Consider the following 3,234-nt stretch of genomic DNA (forward strand, 5'->3'; position numbering starts at 1 on the left):
ACAGCAAGTTGATCACGAGTCTCGTCCGGGATGCGCATACGACATCAACGAGACCCCACCCCCGAAAGCAACACCTTGATGATCGGCAGGCCCTTCGCGCCATACCGGAACCTGCGACTTCGCCTTCGCCGCCACGGGCGCCGACGCCTGCACCCCTGCTTCCAGCCCGGCACGGCCCGGTTGCTCGGCGGCCACCGCGTCGGCTGAATCGCCGCCCGGCGCGGACAGCACCGCACCAACGCGCTCGCGGGCGATCGTCCACTCCAGCCATTCCTGCTCGGCCGTTGCAAGCTCGGCCTGGATGCGGTCGGCCTCCTCGCGCAGCCCGTCCACACGGCGACGGGCGGCAAGCTCGTGCTGTTCCAGCAGTCCGACAACCGACGGCATCCGCAACCTCCACGGGAGCGACGAAACGATGGTCCATCACTCCCACACCGACGCCGCACCTATCCATGACCAGCGAAAACGCAGTCGTCAGACTCGGAAAGACAACAGCCTCTCAGTGAGTGTAGGGCCTGGGAGCGGTGCCGCTGGCCCCCGGACAGCGAAGGACCCCGGTCCGCCCGTGCGCCCCGGGGTGCTGTCGCCGGTCTCACTCACCGCCGCTCACCAGTCCCGCGCCTCCTGCACCCCAGGGTCGGACAGCACAGCGGTGATGACGTCCTCCGCCTCCGTGAAGGGAGCCATTGGCAAGAGTTGTGGATCGGGTTGTTCGCGTCGGTGGTGCTGTCGCTCGGGTTGAGGAGGTAGGCGCCCTTCGCGACGCCTTGCAGGATGCTGTCGGCGGTTGCCTCAGCGGTCAGGTTGGTGGAATCCAGGACGTGGGCCTCATAGGCGCCCAGGTTGCTGAACTGGTCGTGCAGTGAGCGGATCGGCTCGGGGTCGGTCAAAGCGTCGCCAGCCCGGTTCGTTGCCCGTTCCAGCGTGGTGCGTTGGCCCGGCCGAAGGATGACGTAGCTCAGCGGCAGGGCCCGCTCCTGGGCCGTCACGCGGAAGAGGTCGATGAACCAGGGCCCGACGATGCCGTCGCAGATCACCTGGTAGCCGCCGTCGGCGTAGCCGAACGCTGCCGAGACCAGTACCTGCAGGACTACCTGGTTCTGTTGATGTGCTTCAGGCAGGTAAGGCGCGATCCAGCCCTGCTTGATAAAGCGCCAAAAGTCGTCGCTGTGCAGGTGGACGCTGGGAGTCAGGTGATCTGCCAGCAGTTGCGCCACGGTGCTCTTGCCGGCTCCGGGCGGCCCGGTCAGGATGATCACCTGGCCGCGGTGAGGGGACGTCCGAGAGAGGGGCAGCGGGTTCACGCCGCCACCGTGCCACGTTCGACCAGCACACCGCTCTCCAGGTGACGGGACGTTACCCAGCAGGCCCGGACCGGGCAGGGCCTCAGAACGGGGGATCGTCGTACCAGGGGCCGTCCGACAGCTCGGGCTGCCGGGGGGTGCGCCGTTGGAGGACCTCCAGGGCGTCCTCGACGCGGCCGAGGTCGATGAGGTAGCCGGCCAGGTCATGGCTGTTCGCAGAGGGGTGCTGTTCGAGGACGGCGACGGCCTCCTCGGTGCGTCCGGCGCCGGCGAGCAGCTCGGCGATGTGCGGCGCCGCGTACAAGGTGGCGCCCTCGGGGTGGGAGCGGGCCTGTGCGATCGCTTCGTCGACGCCGTCGCGAGCGGCGATCAGCGGCAGCCGTATCCAGTACAGGTCCCACTCCTCCGCGCCCCCGCGGGCAGCGGCGAGGGCATCGAGGTGCGCCAGGCCCTCCTCAGGGCGGCCCTGGTCAAGGCACAGGTCGGACAGAGCATGGAGGATCCAGTCGTCCCCGTTGCGGGCGTAGGCCTGGACGCGCATCACGTCGATCGCTTCGTCCCCCCGGCCGTGCCGGGCCAGGAGCTGCGCGAGCCCGAAAGCCGAGTTGGGGTCGTGGACCACGGGTCTGTCGGCCTGCCGGTATGCCGCGATCGCCCCCTCCACGTCGCCGCGCTCCTCCAGCACCTCGGCCAGGCGCTGCGCGGCGTGCCCGTGGTACTCGGACGCCGCGTACGCGTGCAGTTCCTCGATCCGGTCGTGCCTCGCCAGCAGGTCCGCCAGCTGGTCGCGGTTGTTGACGGAGGTGATGTGCTGCCGGGTGTGCAGCAGGGCGATCGCCTCGTCGGTGCGGCCCTGGCGCTCGCGGATCGTGGCGAGCAGCCCGATCGCCGTGTCGCGATCGAAGCCTCTGCAGCACCACGGAAAGTCGGAACACCGGTGCTCGATCCGGGCGGAGACCAGCGCGGCGGCTTCCTCGTCGCGGCCCGCGGCAGCCGCGACGTCGACCAGTGTGTCGAGGGATAGCTCGCCGATGTGCGGGCGCAGCAGGGTGAACGCCTCCTCGGCGCGGCCGTGCCGGGCAAGCAGACGCGTGTAGGACTCCAGCGCCATCGGGTGTCCAGCCTCCATACGGATCCGGGTGAGCTCGATCGCCTCGTCGACGCGGCCCCAGCCCTCCAGCAGCTCGGCCGCGTCTACGACGGCCGTCCACCAGCCGGTCGCCAGGTACGGGGCGAGCACATCCAACGCGTCGTCCTGCCGGCCCTGCTCACCCAGCAACCGCGCCCACGCCAGCGCGCAGAACCACTCCCCGCGTCCGGCGTACAGCTCCACCACATCGATGTGGCCGTGCTCGAGCAGCCGCGAGACCAGTTCCGGCGGGATGCAGCCAGATCGTGTCCGGACTCGGTAGTCAAGATCAGTAGCGTCCACGGCCACGCACCATAGCGCTCGCACCTGACACCTTGCCGACACCACCGGCGGTTTCGAATACAGCACAGTTTGAATGACGCCCCCTGCCAGCTGGGGCATCGGCGTGGACGGCGCAGCGCCGTGAGGCGTACGCCAACGACCAGGGCGTATCCACGAGTCTGGTCGCCGTGACCGCCCGCTCGAACCGGTCCAAGGCTGACCAGGATCCTGCCGAGTGGCTGCCGCCGGCTGCCGGGGTGCACTGTCGGTATGTCGCGGAGTGGGTGGCCACGAAACTCCGCTGGAGCCTTGCGGCCGACGAGACCGAGGTGGCGGGCCTTGACCCCGGATCTTGGACACACGAGACACTGGATCCTGAGGATCTGAGAGGGCGTTTGAAGTGGGCAACTTGCCGTTTACGTCCTACTGAGGTTGAACTCGTGGTGTCGTAGGGGCTGACGGCTCGTCGTCTCTGCGGTATCACCGAAGGCATGCGGTATCCACAAGGGGGCGGGCTGA

Annotated in this window: 3 protein-coding genes and 1 pseudogene; 1 reads left to right on the forward strand and 3 read right to left on the reverse strand. The window is 68.8% G+C overall.

From position 1 onward, the window contains the following. Nucleotides 1-12: 12 nt before the first annotated feature. The 3 genes from ACH5AO_RS37115 to ACH5AO_RS37125 form a co-directional block, all read right to left on the reverse strand. Complete coding sequence (locus ACH5AO_RS37115; protein ID WP_398932549.1) at nt 13-387, reverse strand: hypothetical protein; 375 nt, start codon at nt 385-387, stop codon at nt 13-15. A 209-nt stretch (nt 388-596) separates the two neighbouring features. After that, complete coding sequence (locus ACH5AO_RS37120) at nt 597-1,259, reverse strand: AAA family ATPase (RefSeq protein WP_398932545.1); 663 nt, start codon at nt 1,257-1,259, stop codon at nt 597-599. 127 nt (nt 1,260-1,386) lie between these two features. Next, nucleotides 1,387-2,736 (reverse strand): tetratricopeptide repeat protein, encoded by a 1,350-nt coding sequence (locus tag ACH5AO_RS37125; RefSeq protein ID WP_398932547.1) that lies wholly within the window; start codon nt 2,734-2,736, stop codon nt 1,387-1,389. An 89-nt stretch (nt 2,737-2,825) separates the two neighbouring features. Here ACH5AO_RS37125 and ACH5AO_RS37130 point away from each other — a divergent pair. Next, nucleotides 2,826-3,167: pseudogene (locus tag ACH5AO_RS37130) on the forward strand (hypothetical protein); the annotation flags it as partial. Between the last annotated feature and the right edge of the window lie 67 nt (nt 3,168-3,234).

Origin of the sequence: Streptomyces sp. NPDC018964 (assembly GCF_044390325.1) — a bacterium.
Taxonomy (GTDB): Bacteria; Actinomycetota; Actinomycetes; order Streptomycetales; family Streptomycetaceae; genus Streptomyces.

What these genes read in the sequence shown, in the direction of transcription:
- ACH5AO_RS37115 (WP_398932549.1), bottom strand. Translation starts at nt 387, where the DNA reads ATGCCGTCGGTTGTCGGACTGCTGGAACAGCACGAGCTTGCCGCCCGT.